20 protein-coding genes and 1 pseudogene are annotated in these 20,834 nt (G+C 71.0%); 14 read left to right on the top strand and 7 right to left on the bottom strand.

Translation table 11 applies throughout. The annotated features are described in order from the left end of the window. Positions 1-64: 64 nt before the first annotated feature. Both QR78_RS02955 and QR78_RS02950 read right to left on the bottom strand, forming a co-directional pair. Entirely contained in the window at positions 65-685 is a 621-nt protein-coding gene (locus QR78_RS02955) for an alpha/beta hydrolase (protein WP_089504176.1), read from the bottom strand. Positions 686-711: 26 nt separating this feature from the next. Further along, positions 712-1,326: a GntR family transcriptional regulator gene (locus tag QR78_RS02950; protein ID WP_244276421.1), complete on the bottom strand. Its 615-nt coding sequence runs from the start codon at positions 1,324-1,326 to the stop codon at positions 712-714. 168 nt (positions 1,327-1,494) lie between these two features. On the opposite strand from QR78_RS02950, the gene QR78_RS02945 reads away from it, so the two are divergent. From QR78_RS02945 to QR78_RS02930, 4 genes are all read left to right on the top strand, one after another. Continuing rightward, positions 1,495-2,829, top strand: coding sequence for an MFS transporter (locus tag QR78_RS02945; RefSeq protein ID WP_048426001.1), 1,335 nt, complete (start codon positions 1,495-1,497; stop codon positions 2,827-2,829). 316 nt (positions 2,830-3,145) lie between these two features. After that, a complete protein-coding gene (locus QR78_RS02940; protein WP_048426000.1) occupies positions 3,146-3,826 on the top strand; it encodes a DUF2848 domain-containing protein in 681 nt (226 codons plus the stop codon). Further along, positions 3,826-4,644, top strand: a complete 819-nt coding sequence (locus QR78_RS02935) for a hypothetical protein (RefSeq protein WP_048425999.1) — start codon at positions 3,826-3,828, stop codon at positions 4,642-4,644. The genes QR78_RS02940 and QR78_RS02935 overlap by 1 nt, the downstream gene beginning before the upstream one ends. Before the next feature lie 15 nt (positions 4,645-4,659). Continuing rightward, the gene (locus tag QR78_RS02930; RefSeq protein WP_048425998.1) at positions 4,660-5,949 is read left to right on the top strand and encodes an amidase; all 1,290 of its coding nucleotides are present in this window, start codon (positions 4,660-4,662) and stop codon (positions 5,947-5,949) included. Between the two features lie 150 nt (positions 5,950-6,099). Here the strand turns inward: QR78_RS02930 and QR78_RS02925 are convergent, their stop codons facing one another. After that, positions 6,100-6,285 (bottom strand): DUF3606 domain-containing protein, encoded by a 186-nt coding sequence (locus tag QR78_RS02925; protein WP_048425997.1) that lies wholly within the window; start codon positions 6,283-6,285, stop codon positions 6,100-6,102. Between the two features lie 213 nt (positions 6,286-6,498). Here QR78_RS02925 and QR78_RS02920 point away from each other — a divergent pair, with 213 nt between their 5' ends. The 3 genes from QR78_RS02920 (at position 6,499) to QR78_RS02910 (ending at position 9,709) form a co-directional block, all read left to right on the top strand. Then, positions 6,499-7,614, top strand: a complete 1,116-nt coding sequence (locus QR78_RS02920; protein WP_048425996.1) for an asparaginase — start codon at positions 6,499-6,501, stop codon at positions 7,612-7,614. Between the two features lie 323 nt (positions 7,615-7,937). Continuing rightward, on the top strand, positions 7,938-8,867 hold the full coding sequence (locus QR78_RS02915) for a diacylglycerol/lipid kinase family protein (RefSeq protein ID WP_048425995.1): 930 nt from the start codon (positions 7,938-7,940) through the stop codon (positions 8,865-8,867). Beyond that, complete coding sequence (locus QR78_RS02910) at positions 8,864-9,709, top strand: metallophosphoesterase family protein (RefSeq protein WP_048425994.1); 846 nt, start codon at positions 8,864-8,866, stop codon at positions 9,707-9,709. The genes QR78_RS02915 and QR78_RS02910 overlap by 4 nt, the downstream gene beginning before the upstream one ends. Before the next feature lie 16 nt (positions 9,710-9,725). Here the strand turns inward: QR78_RS02910 and QR78_RS02905 are convergent, their stop codons facing one another. The 4 genes from QR78_RS02905 to QR78_RS02890 form a co-directional block, all read right to left on the bottom strand. Beyond that, on the bottom strand, positions 9,726-10,124 hold the full coding sequence (locus QR78_RS02905; protein WP_048425993.1) for a RidA family protein: 399 nt from the start codon (positions 10,122-10,124) through the stop codon (positions 9,726-9,728). A 40-nt stretch (positions 10,125-10,164) separates the two neighbouring features. Next, complete coding sequence (locus QR78_RS02900; protein WP_048425992.1) at positions 10,165-10,629, bottom strand: cupin domain-containing protein; 465 nt, start codon at positions 10,627-10,629, stop codon at positions 10,165-10,167. 40 nt (positions 10,630-10,669) lie between these two features. After that, a complete protein-coding gene (locus QR78_RS02895; RefSeq protein WP_048425991.1) occupies positions 10,670-11,269 on the bottom strand; it encodes a CCDC90 family protein in 600 nt (199 codons plus the stop codon). Positions 11,270-11,414: 145 nt separating this feature from the next. Next, positions 11,415-13,004 carry a catalase gene (locus tag QR78_RS02890; RefSeq protein WP_048425990.1) on the bottom strand — a complete coding sequence of 530 codons (1,590 nt, stop codon included), beginning with the start codon at positions 13,002-13,004 and terminating at the stop codon, positions 11,415-11,417. A gap of 190 nt (positions 13,005-13,194) precedes the next feature. Between QR78_RS02890 and QR78_RS02885 the strand changes: the two genes are divergently transcribed. The 7 genes and pseudogenes from QR78_RS02885 to QR78_RS02855 all read left to right on the top strand — a co-directional run. Then, complete coding sequence (locus tag QR78_RS02885) at positions 13,195-14,163, top strand: LysR substrate-binding domain-containing protein (RefSeq protein WP_048425989.1); 969 nt, start codon at positions 13,195-13,197, stop codon at positions 14,161-14,163. A gap of 70 nt (positions 14,164-14,233) precedes the next feature. Beyond that, positions 14,234-15,307: an AbrB family transcriptional regulator gene (locus tag QR78_RS02880; protein ID WP_048425988.1), complete on the top strand. Its 1,074-nt coding sequence runs from the start codon at positions 14,234-14,236 to the stop codon at positions 15,305-15,307. 227 nt (positions 15,308-15,534) lie between these two features. Further along, entirely contained in the window at positions 15,535-17,097 is a 1,563-nt protein-coding gene (gene ilvA / locus QR78_RS02875) for a threonine ammonia-lyase, biosynthetic (RefSeq protein WP_048425987.1), read from the top strand. 84 nt (positions 17,098-17,181) lie between these two features. Then, positions 17,182-18,087 (top strand): prolipoprotein diacylglyceryl transferase, encoded by a 906-nt coding sequence (lgt, locus tag QR78_RS02870; RefSeq protein ID WP_048425986.1) that lies wholly within the window; start codon positions 17,182-17,184, stop codon positions 18,085-18,087. Further along, complete coding sequence (locus QR78_RS02865) at positions 18,078-19,157, top strand: class I SAM-dependent methyltransferase (RefSeq protein WP_425284187.1); 1,080 nt, start codon at positions 18,078-18,080, stop codon at positions 19,155-19,157. The genes lgt and QR78_RS02865 overlap by 10 nt, the downstream gene beginning before the upstream one ends. A 63-nt stretch (positions 19,158-19,220) precedes the next feature. Then, positions 19,221-19,997: a peptidoglycan editing factor PgeF gene (pgeF, locus tag QR78_RS02860; protein WP_048425984.1), complete on the top strand. Its 777-nt coding sequence runs from the start codon at positions 19,221-19,223 to the stop codon at positions 19,995-19,997. A gap of 345 nt (positions 19,998-20,342) precedes the next feature. Then, positions 20,343-20,834: pseudogene (locus QR78_RS02855) on the top strand (porin family protein); the annotation flags it as partial.

The raw sequence follows: 20,834 nt of genomic DNA, 5'->3' as shown, positions 1-20,834 counted from the left end.
CATAGGGCAGGCGCCGGTCGGGGTCGTGCGGCCCTCGTCCCACCCGCCCTCCGGCCTCGAACCGTCAGTCTCGCGCCGCCAGCCAGTCGCGCGCCAGGCGGGCATCCTCGCCCGCCTCGTCCAGGTCGTGGCCGACCGGAAGGACCCGTGCCGTGACGCGGGCGCCCGCCTGCCGGAGCCGCTCGGCGAGGATGGGGGTGTCGGAGGGGTGGCGTCGCGCGTCCGACGCACCGCCCAGCAGCAGGACGGGATAGCCGTCGAGTGACGGGAACGGCTCTTGCGGGCGCGGGGAGAGCGGGCGGAGAAGAACGGCACCCGAGGACAGCGCAGGCGCGTCCAGTATGGCCGCCGCCGCCATGACGGCGCCGTTGGAGAAGCCGACGAGGAGCGGGGGCCGGCCTTCACTCGCGGCGAGGCGGCGCAGGAGGTCGCAGAACTCATCGCATCGAGCCGCGAGGTCGGCGTGATCGAGGCTGCGGTCGGGATTGCGCCGGAAGAAGGCGTGGCCGCCCTCCCACGGAACCCGCCCGCGCACGAAGAGGCAGGCGCGCCCGCCCGCGACGCGCTGCCCGAAGCCGGTCAGCGAGCGCTCGGACCCGCCGCTCCCGTGGAGCAGCACGAGGGGAGCGCGACCATCCGCGGCGGCGCCCGATCGCACGACGTGGAACCCTGCCGTCTCCGCCATGCGCCCTCCCGGCTCGCCAGCGGTCCTTACCCCAGCCGCGAGGCGAGCGTGCGGGCGAAGGAATCGATATGGGCCGTCATCGCCGCCGCCGCCGCATCGGGATCGCTCCGGCGCAGGGCCGCGAGAATCACGGCATGCTCCTCGGCCACCTCGGCCTGGTGGTGGCCGGTGGCGAGCGAGAGAGCCCAGAACCGGACCGAGCGCCCGTGCAGCCCGGCCAGCACCTCGGCCAGCACCCGGTTGCCGGAGGCCTCGGCGATCACCGCGTGGAAGAGGCGATCCGATTCGAGGATCGCGTCGAGATCCGTCGGCGATGCGGCCAGCACCGCCTCCAGCCGCTCCAGGGCCTCGGCGCCGATCCGCGCGGCGGCGAGCGCGGCGCAGGGCGGCTCGGTCAGGCGGCGCACCTCGATCAGGTGGGCGAACTCGTCCATCGAGAGCGGCTGCACCAGGACACCCTTGCGGGGCAGGATCCGCACCAGCCCCTCGTGCATCAGCCGGTGCAGCGCCTGGTTCACCGGCGTGCGACCGAGGCCGAGCTCCGCGCAGAGACCGGATTCGTTCAGCGCGTCGCCGGGCTTCAGCCGCAGCGCGACGATGTCGTCCTTCAGCCGCCGATAGGCCTGCTCGTTCTGCGACAAGGTTGGGCACGAACCTGCCCGCTTTTCCACCACCGCCACCGCTCCGCTCGATCGCCGTCCCCATAGCACGGCCTGGACCCGACTTGCTGCCGCTTGTGAAATATCACAGGCATGGTAGTTGCAGAACCACACGCCGAGCGGCCGGAACCGGACCGCGGGAGAAGAGCGATGCCGAGGGTGGACGACGTGACCGCGCACGAATTGCAAGCGGGAGAGCTGGACGAGGGCTATCGCCGGGCGACGCTCCGGCTGATCCCGTTCCTGGTGTTCCTGTTCATCCTGGCCTGGATCGACCGGGTGAACGTGGGCTTTGCCAAGCTCCAGATGCTCTCCGACCTCAAGTTCAGCGAGGCGGTCTACGGCTTCGGCGCCGGCATCTTCTTCATCGGCTACTTCTTGTTCGAGGTGCCGAGCAACCTGCTGCTGGAGCGCATCGGCGCCCGCAAGACGCTGGCGCGCATCACCATCCTGTGGGGGCTCGCCTCGATGAGCCTCGCCTTCGTGCAATCGGAATGGGCCTTCTACGCCATCCGCTTCCTGCTCGGGGTGTTCGAGGCCGGGTTCTTCCCAGGCGTGGTGCTCTATCTCACCTACTGGTTCCCGAGCGCGAAGCGCTCGCGCATCAACGGCCTGTTCATGACCTCCTTCGCCATCGCGGGCGTGATCGGCGGGCCGCTGGCGGGCCTGATCATGGGCACGATGGGCGGCGTCGCCGGGATGGCGAACTGGCAGTGGCTGTTCATCCTGGAGGGCATCCCGTCGCTGATCGCGGGCGCGGCGGTGCTGGCCTTCCTGCCCGACCGGCCGAAGGACGCGCGGTGGCTCTCGCCGAAGGTGGCCGCCGCCATGACGGCGGTGGTCGCGGCGGAAGGGCGCGCCGCCGGCAAGGAGGCGAGCTTCAAGGCCGCGCTGCGCGACGGCCGGGTCTGGCTCTGCGCGCTGATCTACTTCTGCATCGTCAGCGGCAATGCCACGATCGCGTTCTGGACGCCCTCGATCATCAAGGAGATCGGCGTGCAGGGCTCGATCGCGATCGGCTTCCTCGCCGCCGTGCCGTTCATCGCCGGCACCGTCGCGATGGTGTGGACCGGCGCGCATTCCGACCGCACCGGCGAGCGCCGGCTGCACTGCGCCATCGCCAGCCTGATCGCCGCCGCGGGGCTCGCCGCCACCGGGGCGCTCATCGGCCACGCGGTGCTGGCCCTCCTCGCGCTCACCGTCGCGGCGATCGGCATCCTGGCCGCCTTCCCGGTCTTCTGGTCGCTGCCGCAGACATTCCTCGCCGGCACCGCGGCGGCGGGCGCCATCGCGGCGATCAACTCGATCGGCAACCTCGCGGGCTTCGTCGCCCCCTACGTGGTCGGCCTGTCGAACACGCTCACCGGCACGTCGAGCAACGGTCTCTACGTCGTCGCCGGCTTCGAGCTGCTGGCCGGGCTCCTGGTGCTGGGCTTCGCCCGCTGGCGCGAGGGCGCGTTCGCCGATCTGGCTCCGGCGGAGTGAGACGGTTTCGGGTTGATCTGGTCGAAGGACAGTAAAGCGCTCGTCCCCTCTCCCGTGTGGGAGAGGGGTCGGGGGTGAGGGTGATACGCTTCAGTATGAAGCATTGAGCGTCGTGCTGGCAGCGGGACATTTCAGACTACTTGCGGAGCCGTATCACCCTCGTGCGATCTTCGATCGCCCCTACCCCTCCCCCACACCTTGCAGCGATACCGGGCAAGGATCTCTGGCAAGCCCGGCATCGCCTGGAGAGGGGATCCCGCGCTTTACTGATTTTCGAATAGATCAGGCCTTCATTGCATCAAAGGATTCCCACACCATGCTGACCTTCCATCGCGAGGCCGCCGGCCGCCGGGACACGATCGCGGTCGCTCCCGAGGCGCTGGTGATCGCCGGCTGGGCCGGCCGGGACGAGGCGGCGATCCGCCACCACATCGACGAGCTCGCGGCGATCGGCGTGCCGCCGCCCTCCTCGGTGCCGGTCTATTACCGCGCCGCCGCCGCGACGCTGACGCAAGGCGCCCGCCTCGAGGTTCTGGGTCCCGATTCCTCGGGCGAAGCCGAGCCGGTGATCGTCTCCCTCGCCGACGGGCTCTGGCTCGGGCTCGGCTCCGACCACACCGACCGCAAGGCCGAGACGGTCGGCATCGCGCTCTCCAAGCAGATGTGCGGCAAGCCGGTCGGCACCGGCCTCTGGCGCCTCGACGAGGTCGAAGATCACTGGGACGACCTGATCCTGCGCTCCTACGCCGTCATCGACGGCGAGCGGGTTCTGTATCAGGAAGGCCGGCTGACGGCCTTGCGCACGCCCGCCGACCTGATGGCGCGTCGCCCCGGCGGGCCGGAATTTCCCCCCGGCACGGTGATGTTCGGCGGGACCCTCGGGGCGATCGGCGGCATCCGGCCGGCTGATCGGTTCGAGATGGAGCTGGAGGATCCGGTGATGAGGCGCACGCTCGCCCACGTCTACGACATCGCCGTCCTGCCCGTCGTGGCCTGATGGCGGTCACCGCGCTCGCCGGGATCGGGGACGCCGCCTTCTGGGCGGCGCTCCTCGCCAAGATGCTGGCGAGCGCCGGGATCGTGGTCCTCGCCTCGCTGGCGGTCGAGCGGACCGGACCCCTCGTCGGGGCGATGATCGCGACGCTGCCGGTCTCGGCCGGGCCGGCCTACCTCTTCCTCGCCCTCGACCACGACGCGGCGTTCCTGCGCGACAGCGCGGTGGCGAGCCTGCCCGCCATCGCCGCCACCGCCCTGTTCATCGCCGCCTACGCCGCCCTGGCCCGCCGGCACGGCGTCGCCCTCGCACTCGCGGCGGCGCTCGCGGTCTGGCTCGTCTCGGCGCTCGTCCTGACCCGTCTCGGCCTCGGCCTGGCGGGTGGGGGAGCCGCAGCCGTGCTGGTGATCCTCGCCTGCATCGCCCTCTGTCGGAGCCTTCGCGTCACCGGCCCCCTGCCGTCGCGCCGGGGACGGCGGCGGGATATCCTGATCCGGGCCGGCATCGTCATGAGCGTCGTCGTCGCGGTGGTGCTGGCCGGGCGGCTCGCCGGCCCGGGGGCCGCCGGCATCCTGGCCTTCGCCCCGGTGGTGATGGTGAGCCTGGCGGTGATCCTGCATCCGCGCCTCGGCGGGGCGGCGACCGCGACGGTGCTGATCCTGAGCCTGCCGGGGCTCCTCGGCTTCGTGGCGGCCCTGCTCGCCCTCGCCCTCACGGTCGAACGGCTGGGGCCCGCCCTTGCCCTGTCGCTCGCCCTTCTGATCAACGTCGGCTGGAACGGCGGAATTCTGCTCGCCGGCCGCCCACGCCCCCGTGCCTGACCCGGAGACCCACCGATGAGCACCGTCCGCGACGACCTGGAGCGCCGCCTCGCCCTGATCGAGGAGCCGGCGAGCCGCCACGTCTTCACCAAGCTCTACCCGGAGGCTGCCCGCGCCGCCGCCGACGCGTCGGACGCCCGCCGCAAGGCCGGCCTGTCCCTGGGCGCCCTCGACGGGGCCATCGTGTCGATCAAGGACCTGTTCGACGTGCAGGGCGAGGCGACCACCGCCGGCTCGTCGCTGCGCCGCCGGGCCGAGGCCGCGCTCCAGGACGCACCGACCGTCGCCCGCCTGCGCCGCGCCGGCGCGGTGGTCGTCGGAAAAACCAACATGTCCGAGTTCGCCTTCTCGGGCCTCGGCCTCAATCCGCATTGGGGCACCCCCGGCAACGCCGCCGATCCGAGCCTGGTGCCGGGCGGCTCGTCCTCCGGGGCCGGCGTCTCGGCGGCACTCGGCACCACCGATATCGCGATCGGCACCGATACCGGCGGGTCGATCCGCATCCCGGCCTCGCTCAACGGCGTCGTCGGCTTCAAGCCCACCGCCCGCCGGGTGCCGCTCGCCGGTGCCTTCCCGCTCTCGCCCTCGCTCGATTCGATCGGCCCGCTCGCCCGCTCGGTCGAGGCCTGCGCCGCCACCGACGCGGTGCTGGCCGGCGAGGAGTATCGCCCGCTCACGGCGTTCCCCTTGCGCGACCTGCGGATCGGCGTGCCCCGCGGCCTCCTCTTCACCGAGACCGAGGCGGTGGTGGCGCAGGCCTTCGAGGCCGCCCTCTCGCGCCTGAGCGCGGCCGGCGCGCGGGTCCACGACACCGCCTTCGACGACCTCCTCGCCCGCATGGCCGAGGCGACGGCGGCGGGCCCGATCGCCGCGATCGAGGCCGCCGAGATCCATGCCGACTGGCTCGACGCCGAGGCCTCGGCCTTCGACCCGCGGGTGCATGCTCGCATCACCCGCGGCCGCACCGTGACGGCGGCGGCCTATATCCGGATGATGCGTTCCCGCGCCGGCCTGATCGAGGCCGGCGACGAGCGGCTCGCCCCCCTCGACGTGCTGGCCCTGCCGGCGACCGCCATCACCGCACCGAGCATTGCCGCGGTGGCGGAGGACGACGCCGAGTTCTCGCGCCTCAACCTCCTGATGCTCCGCAACACGATGGTGGGGAACCTGTTCGACCTGACCGGCATCTCGCTGCCGCTCCCCGGCCAAGCCAAGCCCGTCGGCCTGATGCTGCTCGCCCGCCACGGCCACGACCGGCGGCTCCTCGAGATCGCCGCGGGGGTCGAGGCGGCGTTGCGGGGGTGAGACCCCGTTCGATTCGGTCCCGATGCAAGGGCTGGTTGCGGAACGCCGCACGACGACGTCCTTCGATCCAACCGTCCTCGCGAGATCCCAACAAAAAAGCACCGCGAGCCGTCTCGGGCCCGCGGTGCCGGACATGGGCCGAGCGGTGGATTACGCCGCCTGGCAGCCCAGATGTGCCGCCACGGTGGTGACCCGCGAACCGACCATCTTCACCGCATCGCGCAACTCGTCCCCGCTGACGCCGAAGTGATCGGCCCAGTAGGCGCGGTCGTCCGGGCAATGAATATCGATGTGCTGGGCGAAACGAGGCTTGAGACCGTCCTGGGAGGCGGACATGGATATTCCTCGACTGTCGAATGAGCCAGTAGCCGCTGGCGCGGGACGCTCGGCGTCGCGTCTCTGAACAACGCCCGAATGACGGGAAAGTTGCCGGCTCGCCGCTCTGCCCGCCGCCGTCGGAGACGGTGGCCGGTGGGTGCGCTGGTGGGAATCGCGCGGGGCTGATACCCGCTCCGGTCGTCCGATTCCCCACTCGTCCAGGACTCGACCATGCCCCGTTTCCGTCCCGCCCTCGCGGCGCTCCTGCTCGCGACCGTCTCCCTCGCCGGTCCCGCCATCGCCCGCGAGATGCCGCAGGGACCGGCGAACCAGACCACGGCGCCGCCAGCCGCCGCCACCAAGGCCAACGTGGTGATCCTCGCCACCGGCGGCACCATCGCGGGCGCGGGGGCGGACGCCACCAACAGCGCGACCTACCAGGCCGCCAAGGTACCGGTGGACAAGCTGATCGCCGCGATCCCGTCCCTCGGGGAACTGGCGAACGTCCGCGGCGAGCAGGTGTTCCAGATCGCCTCCGAGAGCTTCACCAACGCGCAGCTGGTGCAGCTCGCCAAGCGGGTCTCCCAGCTCCTGAAGCAGGACGACGTCGACGGCGTGGTCATCACCCACGGCACCGATACCCTGGAGGAGACCGCCTACTTCCTCGACCTCGTGGTGAAGAGCGACAAGCCGATCGTCGTCGTCGGCTCGATGCGCCCCTCGACCGCGCTGTCGGCCGACGGCGCCCTCAACCTGACCGACGCCGTCGCCACCGCGGCGAACCCGGCCTCCCGGGGCAAGGGCGTGCTGGTGACGATGAACGACGAGATCCAGGCCGGCCGCGACGTGACGAAGCGCGTCAACATCAAGCCGAGCGCGTTCTTCAGCCAGTGGGGCCCGCTCGGCATGGTGGTCGAGGGCAAGACCTACTGGTTCCGCGCGCCCGTGAAGCGGCACGGCACGTCGTCCGAGTTCGATATCGACACGATCGACACCCTGCCGGAGGTCGCCATCGTCTACGGCTCGGGCAATATGAACCCGGCCGCCTACACCTCGGCCGTCCAGGCCGGCGCCAAGGCGATCGTCAACGCCGGCACCGGCAACGGCTCGGTGGCGGGCTACCTCGTCGACACCCTCAAGGACCTTCGCGCCAAGGGCACGATCGTCATCCGCTCCTCGCGCGTCGGCGACGGCTTCGTTCTTCGCAACGCCGAGCAGCCCGACGACAAGTACGACTGGGTGGTGGCCCACGACCTGAACCCGCAGAAGGCCAAGATCCTCGCCGCCGTCGCGATGACCAAGACCAGCGACACCAAGGAGCTGCAGCGGATTTTTTGGGAATACTGACGAAAATTTGTCTTTTGGTAGATATCGTCGCTCCTCGATGGAACCGACCAGACAATCGAACGCCATCGAGGAACGATCGAAAATCTTGCGGGTCGATCGAGACATGGCACTCGAGATCGACCCGTTGACGGTGATCGCGACCTTCGAGCGAAGGACGGTCGCTGCCGGTAGGACCTGCCTCGGGATTCGTTGCGAGTTGCGAGCCTGACCGTGCCGGTACCGTACAGGTCGGAGTCGACCCGACCTGTTTCAGCCTGCCATCTCCTTGAGATGAGGGGCTGGCATCCTCCCCGGGCGGCACCGTCGCCGCCTGGGACATCCGCGTGACGAATCCAAGTCGTGAAGCTCCCGTCCGCCGGATCGTGCTGGTGGCGAATGTCGCGGCGGGCTCCCTGGTCGATGGTGGCCTGACGCCCGACGCCCTCCGCAGCCGCCTGGACGCGGCCGGCCTCACGGTCGTACCGGAGCCGCGCCCCGATGCGCCGCTGCCGGAGCGGCTGGCGGCCGCGGCCGAACTCCCGGGCATCGACGCCGTGGCGGTGGCCGGGGGCGACGGGACGCTGGCCTGTGCGGCGCAGGCGCTGACCGGCCGAGAGGTCCCGCTCGGCATCCTGCCGCTCGGCACGATGAACCTGCTCGCCAAGGATCTCGGCCTCCCCCTCGACCTCGATGCGGCGATCGCCGTCCTGGCGACCGGCACGATGCGGGCGATCGATGCCGGCGAGGTCAACGGCCACGTCTTCCTGATCAACTCGGTGCTCGGCCTCCCGGCCCGGATGGCCCGCCACCGCGAGGCCAAGCGCGGGCGGATGGGATTTCTCGACATGGTGCGCATGGGAGCCGGCCTCCTGCGCCATCTCGGGCGCTACCCGCGGGAGCGCGCCGTCCTGACTATCGCGGGTGAGACCCGCCGGGTGCGCTTCCGGACGCTCGCGGTCGTCTGCGGCGACTATCGGGAAGGGTTGGGCCAGGTTCTCTCGCGCGCGGGCGTCGACGGCGGCCACCTCACGCTCTACCTCGTCGAGACCCTGTCGGCGGCGCGGCTCGTGCGGCTCGGGCTCGGTTTCGCGATCGGCGAGTGGCGCCGGCTGCCCGACCTCGAACGGCACGAGACCGACGCCCTGACGCTCGATGCCCGCAAGGCCCTGCGGGTCATGAACGACGGAGAGGTCGTGCTGATCGCCCCACCCCTGCGCTACCGCCTCCGCGCCTCCGCCCTCCGCGTCCTCGTGCCGGCGGAGGAGCCCCGGTGAGGCGGATCGCCCATATCTCGGACCTGCATTTCGGCCGTACCGACCCCGCGGTGGTGGAAGGCCTGGTGGCGGAACTGACCCGCGACCAGCCGGACCTGATCATCATCTCGGGCGACTTCACGATGCGGGCCCGCACCCGGGAATACCTGGAGGCGAAAGCCTTCCTCGACCGGCTGCCCCATCCCTGGATCGCCGTGCCGGGCAACCACGACATCTCGCCGTTCCGGCTCTGGCAGCGCTTCTTCCATCCGTTCCGGCGCTACAAGCGCTACGTCGCGCCCGAGACCGAGCCGGTCTTCCAGGACGACGAGATCGCGGTGATCTGCCTCAACACGGTGCGGACCTGGGCGCCGGAGACCGACTGGTCGCAGGGCAAGATCACCCGAGCGCAGATCCGCCGCACGGAAGCCAAGCTCGACGCCCTGCCGCCCGGGCTGTTTCGCATCGTGGTCGGCCACCATCCCTTCATGCCGCCGCCCTGGGACGAGGAGGCGCGCCTGGTCGGCCGGGCCGACGAGGCCCTCGACGCCTTCCGGCGCCACGATGTCGGGCTGACGCTGGCCGGCCATCTCCATCGCGGCTATGCCCGCTTCGCCGAGCCGACCCCGGACGGCCCGAAGGCGGAACTCGACCGGCCGGTGGCCGAGGCGAGCGCCCGGCGCCTGCTCGCCGTACAGGCCGGTTCCGCCACCTCGACGCGGCTGCGCGGTAACGAGCCCAACGCCTATAACCGCATCATCGTGGAGAACGGGGTCGCCACCGTGCAGGTGCGGCTGTGGACCGGCACCGATTGGTGCGACGCCGCCGAATCGGGTGCGGCGCGGTGCGCGGCGAAGGAGTGAGGCCAGGATCCTGCGTCTAGATCGTCGAGATCGTCCCGGCCATCACCGCCGTCACCTCGATCTCGACCTTCATCTCCGGCCGCAGCAGCCCGGCGACGACCACCAGCGTCGCGGCCGGGCGGATCTCCCGCAGCACCCGGCCGCAGACGGTGAGCACCGCCTCGGCGTCGGCCCGGTCGGTGAGGTAGTAGGTGGCGCGCACGACGTGCTCCAGCGACGTTCCCGCCTGTTCGAGCACGCCCGCGATGGTGCGCCAGCACGCCTCCGCCTGCGCCCCGGCCTCCTCCGGCATCGTCATCGTGGCGTAATCGTAGCCGGTGGTGCCGGCCACGAACACGAAGCCGTTCTGCACCACCGCGCGGGAATAGCCGTAGTCCCGCTCGAAGCTCGACCCGCCGTCGATGCGCCGCCGCATGCCCTGCCCTCCCGATTCGTGAGGGAGAGAGCATGGCGCGTCAGCCGACCTCGCTCCAGCCCGAGAATCCGGCGAGCGGCTCCTGGTCGTAGGCCGCCATCAGGGCCCGCATGGCGCCCTCGTCCCGCAGGCGGTCCTCCCTGGCCAAAGCCGCCAGCCCCTCGAAGAAGCCCTCGCGGCGGAGCGCCGGGGTGAAGGTCAGAGTGAAGCGCACGGGCTCGTCGCCGCGATTGGCGAAGGCGTGCGGCTCGCCGGGGCGCACCAGCACGAAGTCGCCCGGTCCGGCCGTCACGTCGCGGTCGTTCAGCCGCAGGGTGAGCGCGCCCTCATGCACCTCGAACGCCTCGGTGAGCCGGGCGTGGCGGTGCAGCCCGGCCCCCGGCGAGCGGGCGGCCAGGGTGACGGCGTAGATGCCGATCGCGTCGCTGGTGGCGTCGCTGCGGGCGAGGTAGCGCACCTGCATCCCGCCGATCGTGGCGCCGGTGCCGGGTTCGGGTCTGTCCATGGTGGAGCTCCTGACTGTGAGCGCCGGAGACAACGCCGCTTCAGGGTTTGAGGATGCGGATCAAGGTGACCATCGCGCCGATGATGGCGACGGTCTGCAAGCCGACCGCACCGATCATCCACTTGGCAAGCTCGGCCCGAGTTTCAGAGAGCTGCGCCTTGAACTCAGAGCGCAGATTCTTCTCCATCCCCTGTAGATCGCCGGCGAAGGCTTTGTGGTCGGCACGGAGATCAGCGAATTCGGCACGCAGGCTCGTCTCGACCCCTTTGATCTCGACGCGCAGACCTGTCTCGACCTCTTTGATCTCGGCGCTCAGGCCTGTCTCGACCCTTTTAATCTCGGCGCCCAGGCCTGTCTCGACCCTTTTAATCTCAGCGCTTAGGCCTGTCTCGACCCTTTTAATCTCGGCGCTCAGGCCTGTCTCGACCTCTTTGATCTCAGCGCGCAGGCCCGTCTCAACGGCCTTGATGTCAGCGCGAAGAGCTGCCTCCGACGCTTTCACGTCCGATTTCGTCGCGAGATCGCCCTGTACCGCATCGGAAATCGCCTCGGCGAACCCTTCCGCCTGATCTGGCGGCAGCTTCGCCTTGTCCCGCAGGGTGCGGGCGAGCTTCAGCGTATCGAAGGCGACGGCAGTCATGCGGCGTACCCGGGCACGCGATCGTACCGCAATCGAAGATAGCACCTCGACCGTTTCACCGCCATCCTTCCCCAACGTAAAAAGCCCCGCCCGGATCGCTCCGGGCGGGGCTCGTCATTCACTCAGGCCGTTGAGGTCTCAAGCCTTACTCGGCCGCGACCTTATGGGCCTGCGACCCGTCGGTATAGGTCTCGGCCTTCAGGCGCTGGCCCGGCGCGGCGCGGCCCGGCAGCGGCGGCAGGGCCTTGGCCTTCTCGAGATCGATGCCGGCGCCTTCCGCGACGCGGCGGCCGTAATCCTCGTCGGCGTGCCAGAAATGCCAGACCATCCGGAGCTGGATCGCCTCGGGGCATTCCTTCATGTCGGCGACGAGGTTGGCGATCAGGTCCTCGCGCTCCCACTCCTCGAAGGAGCGGTAGCGCACGCCGGCCTGGGTGTAGTCGTCCTCGGTGCGGCTGGTCTGGTAGCGGCCGAGCTGGCCCTCGACCGGCTGGTGGTACTCCTTCGCGGGCTTGGGCGCCTCGCGCAGGCCCTGACCGATCGTGCTCGGCTCGTAGTTGATGTGCTTGTTCTCGCCGACGCCGTCGACATAGAACGTCATCTGGCCGTCGCGCTGGTTGGTGGCGGTCTTCACGCCCGGGGCCGGCGCGTTGATCGGCAGTTGCAGGTAGTTCGGGCCGACGCGGTAGCGCTGGGTGTCCGAGTAGGACAGGGTGCGCCCCTGGAGCATCTTGTCGTCCGAGAAGTCGATCCCGTCGACCAGCACGCCGGTGCCGAAGGCCGATTGCTCGACATCGGCGAAGAAGTTGTCCGGCACCCGGTCGAGCACCATGCGGCCGCAGGGCAGAAGCGGGAACTGGTCCACCGGCCACAGCTTGGTGTCGTCGAGCGGATCGAACGACAGGTGGTCGTTCGGGCCGTCCGGCATGATCTGCACCGCGAACTCCCATTCGGGGAAGTTGCCGGCGGCGATGTTGTCGTACAGGTCCTTGGTCGCATGGCCGACGTCGCGGCCCTGGATCTCGGCGGCCTGGGCCGAGGTCAGGTTGCGCACGCCCTGCTTGGGCGTCCAGTGGAACTTGCAGAGATGCGCCACGCCCTGGTCGTTGACCAGCTTGTAGGTGTTGACGCCCGAGCCTTCCATCTCACGGTAGTTGGCCGGGATGCCCCAGGGCGACTTCAGGTGCGTCACCATGTGGATCGACTCGGGATGCGCCGCCACGAAGTCGAAGAAGCGCCAGGCCTCCTGGCGGTTGGTCACCGGATCCGGCTTGAAGGCGTGGATCATGTCCGGGAACTTGATCGCGTCCCGGATGAAGAAGACCTTCAGGTTGTTGCCGACGAGGTCCCAGTTGCCGTCGACGGTCTTGAACTTCACCGCGAAGCCGCGCGGATCGCGGGCGGTCTCGGGGCTCTCCTTGGCGCCGGCGACGGTCGAGAAGCGCACGAACATCGGCGTCTTGACGCCGGTCTCGTTGAGGACGCGGGCGCGGGTGTACTTGGAAGCCGGCTCGCCGCCGATCGTGCCGTAGGCCTCGAAATAGCCGTGGGCGCCGGCGCCGCGGGCATGGACCACGCGCTCGGGGATCCGCTCACGGTCGAAATGGGTGATCTTCTCGATGAACTGGTAGTTCTCGAGGGTCGCCGGGCCACGCTCGCCGACCGTGCGCAGGCTCTGATTGTCGCGGACCGGATGGCCCTGGCGGGTCGTCAGGATCGGGCGTTGGTCGCTCATGGAAACTCCTCTGACGTGCAGGCGCGGGGTGCCCGAACGAAACCCCTCCGGGGACACCGCGCGAGGACCGCTCACATGGGGTGGGTGGGCTCGCAGCCCAACACCCTGGAACTGGTCTCGCTCCAACGTATGACCCCCGCATGACCCGAAAACAAATGCATCGTTACGAAGTTTGCGATAGACGCAGCCTATGAATGTCTCAGGCCTGTCCCTGCGGGATCTCGAATACGTCGTGGCGGTGGCCGAGGAGGGCCATTTCGGCCGCGCCGCCGAGCGCTGCGCCGTCAGCCAGCCGACCTTGAGCGTGCAGGTGCGCAAGCTCGAGGAGTTCCTGGGGATCGCCCTGTTCGAGCGCGCGAACCGCCGGGTGCTGCTGACGCCGGGCGGGCAGGCGGTGGTGCGCCAGGCCCGGGCCGTGCTGGCTGAGGCGCGGGCGCTGCTGCTCGTCGCCCGCGAGGGCGGCAGCGGGGAGAACCTGCGGGGCCGTCTCGTCCTCGCGGCGATCCAGACGCTCGGGCCCTACCTGTTTCCGAAGGTGCTGCGGGACCTGCGCGAGGCCTTCCCGGATCTCGCCCTCGCCCTCAGCGAGGGGCGAACCGCCGAGATTCTGGATGCCCTGCGCGAGGGCCGGGTCGACGCCGCGCTCGTGTCCCTGCCGGTCCCGGAGGCCGGGCTCGCGGTCGTGCCGTTGTTCGACGAGCCGTTCCTGCTCGCCTGTCCGGCCGAGCATGCCCTGGCCACCGGCCCGGCGCCGCGGGCCGGCGACCTCGCCGGCACGGACCTGCTGCTCCTCGACGAGGGCAATTGCCTGCGCGACCAGGCGGCGGCGGCGTGCGGCGCCGGCCCGGCGAGCGGGCGCCACGCCACCAGCCTCGAGACCCTGCGCTCGATGGTGGCGGCGGGCGCCGGCTACACCCTGCTTCCGGCGCTCGCCGCCCCGCCCGGGCCGGACCCGACCGGCCTCACGATCTGCCGGGGCTTCGGGCCGGAAGGCCCCCGGCGCACCATCGCGCTCGCCTGGCGGGCGAGCGATCCCCGCGGCGAGGGGCTGGCCGAGCTCGCCGCCTTCTTCCGGCGGCATGCGCCGCACGCAACGCTGCCCCTCCGTCAGCCGGTTGCGGCCGGTCCGCGCGGCGACAGGGGCGCGATTTCCGTATAGCGCCACGGCGCAACGCCGCGACGGTCAGGGCCCTCGCGGCGATTCCCCGTCACACTGCATTCTGGATGCCATGACCTCCGCCTCGCCGGCCTCGTCCCGCCCGCTCGTGCAGAGGGCGGCCCTGTGGGCGGGTCTCGTCCTGGCATCCGGCGCCCTGGCGGCCCTGTTCCAGTTCGCCGGCTTCCCGGCCGCCCTCCTGCTGGGACCGATGCTCGCAGCCATCACGTTCGGGGTGCGCGGCGCTCCCATCCGGGTGCCGAAGGTCGGCTTCCAGGCGGCGCAGGCGACGATCGGATGCCTCGTCGCCCACGCGGTCAACGCCTCGATCGTCGCGACCCTCCTGGAGGACGGGCTCCTGATCCTGGCGGTGGTCGGCGTCACCGTGGTGGCCTCGGCGATGACGGGCTGGATCCTCACCCGCATCCGCCTTCTGCCCGGCACCACCGCGGCCTGGGGCTCGTCGCCCGGCGGCGCCTCCGCCATGGTGGCGATGGCGGAGGAGTTCGGCGCCGATCCGCGCCTCGTCGCCTTCATGCAGTATGTCCGGGTCGCCTGCGTGGCGCTCACCGCCTCGGTGGTGGCCCGGCTGCTGGCCGGGGGCAACGGCGCGCTGCCGGGGGCCGGCATGGAGCCGGCGCCGCTCGCGGTCCTCGCGACCCTCGCGGTAGCCGGGCTCGGCGCCTGGGCGGGCCTGCGCCTGCGCGTCCCGGCCGGCGCCATGATCGGCCCGCTGGTGCTGGGCGCCGCGCTCCACGCCACCGGGCTCGTCGGCATGGTCCTGCCGTCCTGGCTTCTCGCGCTGGCCTATGCGGGCATCGGCTGGACGGTGGGCCTGCGCTTCACCCCCGCCACCGTGCGGGCGACGATCCACGCCCTCCCGGCGGTCCTGGTCGCGACCTTCGGGCTGATCGGTCTCTGCGGCATGTGGGCCTGGGGCCTGACCTTCCTGCTGCCGATCGACCTCCTGACCGCCTATCTGGCGACGAGCCCGGGCGGCCTCGATTCGGTGGCGATCATCGCCGTCGGCACCCATTCGGACGTGTCCTTCGTCCTGGCGGTGCAGACCCTGCGGCTCCTCATCGTCATCGTCACCGGGCCGCTGGTGGCGAGATGGATCTCCCGGAGCGCCGGAGAGGTCCGCTAAGCCCGTCTGCGTCGTCAGGCCTGCCCGGCACAGACGCTGCCGTCCCGCTTCGTCATCCTGGGGCCGCGCGGCCCCAGGATGACGCGGCGAGTGCCAGTCCGGTCGGCTCACTCGGACAGGCTCAGAGGCCGATCGGCACCTGTCAAGCTCGCATCCCGCAACGAAACCCGCTATTCAGCGGCCTCCGAGGCGGCTCTCGCCGTCCGTTCCAGACATGACGTAAAGCCGTGCACGACTACATCAAGAAGATCCTCGGCGCCCGCGTCTACGACGTCGCCATCGAGAGCCCGCTCGACCCGATGCCGCGCCTGTCGCAGCGCCTCGGCGCGCAGGTGCTGCTCAAGCGCGAGGACCTGCAGCCGGTCTTCTCGTTCAAGCTGCGCGGCGCCTACAACAAGATGGCGAGCCTGGCGCCGGAGGCGCTCGCCCGCGGCGTGATCTGCGCCTCGGCCGGCAACCACGCGCAAGGGGTGGCGCTCGCCGCCAAGCGCCTCGGCGTCACGGCGGTGATCGTGATGCCGCGCACCACCCCGGCGATCAAGGTCGAGGGCGTGAAGTCCCGCGGCGGCCAGGTCGTGCTGCACGGCGACGCCTTCGACGAGGCCTACGCCCACGCCAAGACGCTGGAGGCCGAGCAGGGCCTGACCTTCATCCATCCCTACGACGACCCCGACGTGATCGCCGGCCAGGGCACGATCGGGCTCGAGATCCTGCGCCAGCACGGCGAGCCGATCGAGGCGGTCTTCGTGCCGATCGGCGGCGGCGGCCTCGCGGCGGGTGTGGCCACCTTCATCAAGTTCATGCGGCCCGAGACCAGGGTCATCGGCGTCGAGCCGGCGGACGCCGCCAGCATGAAGGCGGCGATCGAGGCCGACGAGCGGGTGGTGCTCGATTCGGTCGGTCTGTTCGCCGACGGCGTCGCCGTGCGCCAGGCCGGGGAAGAGACCTTCCGGCTCTGCCGCCAGTATCTCGACGAGGTGATCACCGTCGACACCGACGCGATCTGCGCCGCGGTCAAGGACGTGTTCGACGACACCCGCGCCATGTCCGAGCCGTCGGGGGCGCTGGCGCTGGCCGGCCTCAAGGAATACGCCGCCCGCGGCGGCCTCGGCTCCGGCGCCCTGGTGGCGATCAACAGCGGCGCCAACCTCAACTTCGACCGGCTGCGCCACATCGCCGAGCGGGCCGAGATCGGCGAGCGGCGGGAAGCCCTGTTCGCCGTCACCATCCCGGAGCGGGCCGGCAGCTACCGCGCCTTCATCCGGGCGCTCGGCCGGCGCGCCATCACCGAGTTCAACTACCGCTACGCGCCGGGCGCCGAGGCGCAGATCTTCGTCGGCGTGCAGCTCTCCGGCGGGCGGGCCGAGAAGGAGGCCCTGGTCGAGGAACTGCGCCGCCTCGGCTACCCGATCGTCGACCTCACCGACAACGAGGTGGCCAAGCTCCACGTCCGCTACATGGTCGGCGGCCGGGTGACCGGCCTCGCCGACGAGCGGCTCCTGCGCTTCGAGTTCCCGGAGCGGCCGGGCGCGCTGCTGAAGTTCCTCGACAGCCTCGGCGTGACCTGGAACATCTCGCTGTTCCACTACCGCAACCACGGTGCCGATTACGGCCGGGTGCTCGCCGGCATCCAGGTGCCGGAGGCCGAGCGCGGCCGCTTCGCCGCGGCGCTCGCGGAACTCGGCTACGAGCATGTCGACGAGACCGACAACGCCGCCTACCGGCTCTTCCTCGACGGGCAGCCGCGAGCGGTGCCGCCCCGAGAGGCGATCGCGGCGCCAGCCGCCTGATCCGGGAACCGCCGCAAAGCCGTCATCCCGCGCGGGCATGACGGCCGCCTTGACGCCGCCGCGCCGCCGGTTCACCTCCGCCCGATGCCTCCGCTCCTCGCCCTGCCCTTCCCCGCCATCGACCCCGTTGCGGTCGCGATCGGGCCCTTGCAGATCAAGTGGTACGCCCTCGCCTACATCGTGGGCCTGGTGGGCGGCTGGTTCTACGCCAAGCGCCTCGTCTCGGCGCCCTCGCTGTGGGGCGCGGTGCGCCGGCCGACGCCGCTCGACATCGACGACCTGATCGTCTGGGTCGCGCTCGGCGTCGTGCTCGGCGGGCGGATCGGCTACGTGCTGTTCTACAACCTCGCCGCCTACCTCTCCCACCCGGCCGAGATCCTGGCGATCTGGCGCGGCGGGATGTCGTTCCACGGCGGCTTCCTCGGGGCGGTCCTGGCGCTGGTCCTGTTCTCCCGCCGCCGCGGCCTCAACACCTACGCGATGCTCGACCTCGCCTCCGTGGTGGTGCCGATCGGGCTGTTCTTCGGCCGCATCGCGAACTTCGTGAACGGCGAGTTGTGGGGCCGGCCGGCGCCGGACTTTCCCTACGCCATCGTCTTTCCGAACGGCGGCCCGCTGCCGCGCCATCCGAGCCAGCTCTACGAGGCCGTCGCCGAGGGGCTGGTGCTGTTCGTCCTGATGGCGATCGCGGTGCGCCGCGTCGGCTTCCGCAGGCCCGGGCTGCTCGGGGGCCTGTTCGTCGTCGGCTACGCCATCGCCCGCACCACCTGCGAGTTCTTCCGCGAGCCCGATCCGCAGCTCGGCTTCCTGTTCGGCACCCATGTCGAGGCGTTCGGCGGCGGCATCACCATGGGGATGCTGCTCTGCGTGCCGATGCTGATCGTCGGTGCGATCTTCATCGTTCGCGCCCTGCGCGGCGACACCCGGCCGCGGGCCCGGCTCGCACCGGACGCCGCCGGGCCCGGGTCGTCCGAGGCGACATCCACGTGAGCGGAACGCCGCTCCTCGGCGAGTTGCGCCGCCTGATCGCCCACGAGGGCCCGATCTCCGTCGAGCGCTACATGGCGCTCTGCCTCGGCCATCCGGTCCACGGCTATTACCGCACCCGCGATCCCCTCGGCGCGGCGGGCGACTTCACCACCGCGCCGGAGATCAGCCAGATCTTCGGCGAGCTTCTCGGCCTCTGGACCGCGGAGGTCTGGCACGGCCTCGGCCGGCCGGGGGCCTTTCGCCTCGTCGAGCTCGGCCCCGGCCGCGGCACGCTGATGGCCGATGCCCTGCGCGCCCTGCGCGCCGCCGCCCCCGATTGCCTGGCGGCGGCCGACCTGCACCTCGTCGAGACGAGCCCGGTGCTGCGCGCGGCCCAGGCCCGGGCGCTCACGGGCGCCGCCCCGACCTGGCACAACGGGATCGATACCCTGCCGGGCGGCCCGATGATCGCGCTCGCCAACGAGTTCTTCGACGCGCTGCCGGTGCGCCAGTACCAGCGCACCGCGCGCGGCTGGTGCGAGCGCCGGATCGGCCTCGGGCCCGACGACGCCCTCGCCTTCGGCTTGAGCCCGGATCCGACGCCCGAGATCGCCGCGGACGGCGCGGACGGCGCGATCCTGACCCTGCCGGCCGTCGCCCTCGACCTCGCCCGCCAGCTCGCCGGCCGGCTCGCCCGCGCGGGCGGGGCGCTCCTCGCCATCGATTACGGCGACCTCTACGGCGGCACTGCCGACACGCTCCAGGCGGTGGCCCGGCACCGTTTCGCCGATCCCCTGGCCGCCCCCGGCGAGACCGACCTCACCGCGCAGGTCGATTTCGCCGCGCTCGCCCGCGCCGCCGCGGGGGAAGGCGCCGTGGTGCACGGGCCGGTGACGCAGGCCGACTTTCTCCTCTCGCTCGGCCTCGCCCAGCGGGCGGAGCGCCTCGCCGCCCGGGCGAACCCGGCCCAGGCCGCCGCCGTCAGGGCCGGGGCCGAGCGCCTGACCGACCGGGCGACCCGGGGCATGGGCCACCTGTTCAAGGTGATGGGGCTCGCCGGCCCGAACCAGCCCGCGCTTCCCGGTCTCTAGATTCCCGCTTTCGACACGATTGCCGGGCGATGGTGCGGAATGCCCCGTGAGGACGACTCCACCATGGTCATCGACGCGCCCGCCCTGCAGCTTCCCGGCATCCGCCACGCCTTCTTCACCCGGCAAGGCGGGGTGTCGGAGGGACTCTACGCCTCCCTCAACGGCGGCCTCGGCTCGGGCGACGATCCCGAGCGGGTGCGCGAGAACCGCCGCCGCATGACCGAGCACCTCGGGCTGCCCCCCGAGAATCTGGTCAGCGTCTACCAGATCCACTCGGCCGAGGCCGTGACGGTCGAGGCGCCCTTCCCCGAGCGTCCCCGCGCCGACGCGATGGCGACCCGGGTGCCGGGTCTGGGTCTCGGCATCCTCACCGCCGATTGCGGGCCGATCCTGTTCGCCGATCCGCAGAATCGCGTCGTCGGTGCGGCCCATGCCGGCTGGAAGGGCGCCCTCACCGGCGTGATCGAGGCGACGCTCGCGGCCATGGAGGGCCTCGGCGCCGATCGCGCCCGAACCGTCGCCGTGCTCGGCCCGACGATCGGGGCTTCCGCCTACGAGGTCGGGCCGGAATTCCGCGAGCGGTTCGAGGCGGCGGATGCGGAGAATGCCCGCTACTTCGCCGCGAGCCCGGAGCGGCCCTCCCACAGCCTGTTCGACCTGCCCGCCTACATCGTCGCGCGGCTGCAGCGCGCCGGGATCGGCACCGTGGCCGATCTCGGCCTGTGCACCTACGCCGACCCGGAGCGGTTCTTCAGCTACCGCCGCACGACCCATCGCCGGGAGTCCGATTACGGCCGCCTCGTCTCGGCGATCACGCTTGCCCCCGACGTCGCCCGCTAACGTCGCCTCCTGACCTGGCACCCTGCCCCGCCGCGGGTGCGATTCCGCACCCGAATCGCCCCCACTAGGGCGTCGTTCGGCATTCGTTAGGATTGCTGGGGCAAGCGTAGAAAAAAAATATGTGCGCGGATGAACCTTGGCCGTTCGCGCGCGTTAAGGGGGATAAGGAGCCAAGGGAATGCTCGCGATGAACAGCCGTTAAGGCCGCGGTGAAACTCACCAGCGTTGTCGCGAGGACACAGCTTTCACCGGGCTGCCGGGGTATGTCGAAGACACTGCTTCGGATGACCACCGACCCGAAAACGGGCGTGGCCGCCGCCGCATAGTAGGAAGGACCAGTTTCCCATGAAGTCGCTTCTCAAGAGCGCTACCGCCCTCGCCGGCATCCTCGTCGCCGGTTCGGCCCTCGCCGCCGACCTGCCGCGTCGCGTTGCCCCCCCGCCGGTCTTCACCCCGGTGCCAGTCTTCACCTGGACGGGCTTCTACGCCGGTTTCAACGCCGGTTACGGCTTCAACACCGCTGACACCCGCGCCCCGACCGTGATCGGCGTGCCGGCCGGCACCACCGCCGCCAACAGCGTGTTCATCAACCAGTTCGGCCAGCCGGCCACTGGCGTCGTCGCCTTCGGCAACCGCAACAGCAACGACGGCTTCGTCGGCGGCGGCCAGATCGGCTACAACTACCAGTTCACCCCGGGCTCGGGCGTGGTCGTGGGTATCGAGGCCGACGCCCAGTACGTCGACTTCGGCCGCAGCCGCAACCGCTTCGCCTTCGCCACCGTCGCCGGCGGCGGGATCGCCCCGGGCACCCAGGTGTTCAACCCGAACGGCATCTCG

The organism is Methylobacterium indicum (genome assembly GCF_001043895.1).
Taxonomy (GTDB): Bacteria; Pseudomonadota; Alphaproteobacteria; order Rhizobiales; family Beijerinckiaceae; genus Methylobacterium; species Methylobacterium indicum.
This window is presented reverse-complemented; position numbering and strand designations above follow the sequence as displayed.

What these genes read in the sequence shown, in the direction of transcription:
- lgt (WP_048425986.1), top strand. Translation starts at nt 17,182, where the DNA reads ATGCCTCCGCTCCTCGCCCTGCCCTTCCCCGCCATCGACCCCGTTGCG.
- QR78_RS02890 (WP_048425990.1), bottom strand. Translation starts at nt 13,004, where the DNA reads ATGAGCGACCAACGCCCGATCCTGACGACCCGCCAGGGCCATCCGGTC.
- QR78_RS02885 (WP_048425989.1), top strand. Translation starts at nt 13,195, where the DNA reads ATGAATGTCTCAGGCCTGTCCCTGCGGGATCTCGAATACGTCGTGGCG.
- QR78_RS02930 (WP_048425998.1), top strand. Translation starts at nt 4,660, where the DNA reads ATGAGCACCGTCCGCGACGACCTGGAGCGCCGCCTCGCCCTGATCGAG.
- QR78_RS02880 (WP_048425988.1), top strand. Translation starts at nt 14,234, where the DNA reads ATGACCTCCGCCTCGCCGGCCTCGTCCCGCCCGCTCGTGCAGAGGGCG.
- QR78_RS02955 (WP_089504176.1), bottom strand. Translation starts at nt 685, where the DNA reads ATGGCGGAGACGGCAGGGTTCCACGTCGTGCGATCGGGCGCCGCCGCG.
- QR78_RS02935 (WP_048425999.1), top strand. Translation starts at nt 3,826, where the DNA reads ATGGCGGTCACCGCGCTCGCCGGGATCGGGGACGCCGCCTTCTGGGCG.
- QR78_RS02940 (WP_048426000.1), top strand. Translation starts at nt 3,146, where the DNA reads ATGCTGACCTTCCATCGCGAGGCCGCCGGCCGCCGGGACACGATCGCG.
- pgeF (WP_048425984.1), top strand. Translation starts at nt 19,221, where the DNA reads ATGGTCATCGACGCGCCCGCCCTGCAGCTTCCCGGCATCCGCCACGCC.
- QR78_RS02895 (WP_048425991.1), bottom strand. Translation starts at nt 11,269, where the DNA reads ATGACTGCCGTCGCCTTCGATACGCTGAAGCTCGCCCGCACCCTGCGG.
- QR78_RS02925 (WP_048425997.1), bottom strand. Translation starts at nt 6,285, where the DNA reads ATGTCCGCCTCCCAGGACGGTCTCAAGCCTCGTTTCGCCCAGCACATC.
- QR78_RS02900 (WP_048425992.1), bottom strand. Translation starts at nt 10,629, where the DNA reads ATGGACAGACCCGAACCCGGCACCGGCGCCACGATCGGCGGGATGCAG.
- QR78_RS02905 (WP_048425993.1), bottom strand. Translation starts at nt 10,124, where the DNA reads ATGCGGCGGCGCATCGACGGCGGGTCGAGCTTCGAGCGGGACTACGGC.
- QR78_RS02945 (WP_048426001.1), top strand. Translation starts at nt 1,495, where the DNA reads ATGCCGAGGGTGGACGACGTGACCGCGCACGAATTGCAAGCGGGAGAG.
- QR78_RS02920 (WP_048425996.1), top strand. Translation starts at nt 6,499, where the DNA reads ATGCCCCGTTTCCGTCCCGCCCTCGCGGCGCTCCTGCTCGCGACCGTC.